Below are 1,257 nucleotides of genomic sequence, written 5' to 3' on the forward strand. Positions count from 1 at the left end.
CGTGCAGGCGCAGGCCGGGGAAGCCTTATTGCTGGCCACGCAGCCCGGTGTGAGCTATTCAGAACATAATCTCAGTAAAGAGCACAGCCTGACGCGTATGCAACTGTGGCTGGATGCCTGCCCACAGCGGGAAAACGCGTCAGTGCAACGGATGCCGGTGTCTGAACATCAGCGTTATACGCTGCTGGCCTCACCGGATGGCAGCGCAGGCAGCCTGCAACTGCGCCAGCAGGTGTGGATCCATCAGGTGGTGCTGGAACCAGGGGAGAGCTATAGCCTGCCGCTGAACGGCACCCGCGCCTACCTGCAATCGATTCACGGATCCCTTGAGGCTATGGCGCATTCACAGCAGCAGGAGGCGCTGACCTGCGGTGACGGTGCGTTCCTGCACGAAGAACAGAGCGTGACGCTGACGGCAAAAACGCCATTGCGGGCGCTGGTTATCGATCTACCGGTATAATCTCGTCCCGATCGCTACACTCTGCTGGTTCGGCGCCCTCCTGGTGCTCTGACAGCGTGACCACTGCCCGTCGGCAGTCAGGGTCGAGCAGCAAACGTGTCGCATCGGGTCTGGAGTAGTGACCTGCCGGGTCATAAAGGAATTTACACATGGTTATGGATGAGAGTTCAACGTGGGCAAACAGCAAACCTTCCTCATCTTTTGCCAGCGGTGACGTCAGCAGCCGGCCGTCTGGCCCGTAAATTCTGGCATAGCCGCCTCCTGGTAGCAGTACCTTGCGCATATTGTCATTGACGCAGTAGTGTTCCACTTCTTGCACAGATACCACCGCACAGGCGAATAACAGGTAGCATTGCCCTTCCGCAGCATAACCCTGGGAGACAGCCGTATTCACCTCCCCACTTAGCGAATAGAACCCGTTAATCGAGAAAGCAGGCCAGGCCGCGATATGAATTTGTTCATTTTGTGCATGAAGAGCATAACAGCTAAGTGGCTGAAGATGTTCTCCGCAGCAAAGCTCACCGATATTGCCAAGTGCAGTGCGGTGAACTTTCAGGTCGCTACCATCGCCTTCACCAAATAGTAAGCGCTCAACCGAAGTCGGTTTAAGTTTTCGTCTGACCTCAATGGTATTACCCTGATCATCAATTAACGCCTGAGAAATATAGAGCGTTGCACTCTCTTTCTCACTAAAACTAAAGGAAAGGTAGATATTATGTTCTCGTGCCGCCTGCTGTAAGCGTTGAAACTGGGGAGAGTCTGTCGATATTGACTGCCGATGATAAGCCGTAATAAAC

General features: G+C 54.3%; 2 protein-coding genes. One reads left to right on the forward strand and one right to left on the reverse strand.

Annotated features, from left to right (window positions below; all coding sequences use genetic code 11):
• On the forward strand, window positions 1-460 hold a 460-nt coding region (locus WH277_RS01840), incomplete at its 5' end, for a pirin family protein (RefSeq protein WP_445235298.1).
• On the opposite strand, the gene WH277_RS01845 is transcribed toward WH277_RS01840, so the two are convergent.
• Window positions 441-1,257, reverse strand: an 817-nt coding sequence (locus tag WH277_RS01845; RefSeq protein ID WP_339504061.1) for a carbon-nitrogen hydrolase family protein, incomplete at its 5' end; no start/stop codon positions are given. The genes WH277_RS01840 and WH277_RS01845 overlap by 20 nt on opposite strands.

It is taken from the genome of Erwinia sp. MYb416 (assembly GCF_037479575.1).
Classification (GTDB): domain Bacteria; phylum Pseudomonadota; class Gammaproteobacteria; order Enterobacterales; family Enterobacteriaceae; genus Erwinia; species Erwinia rhapontici.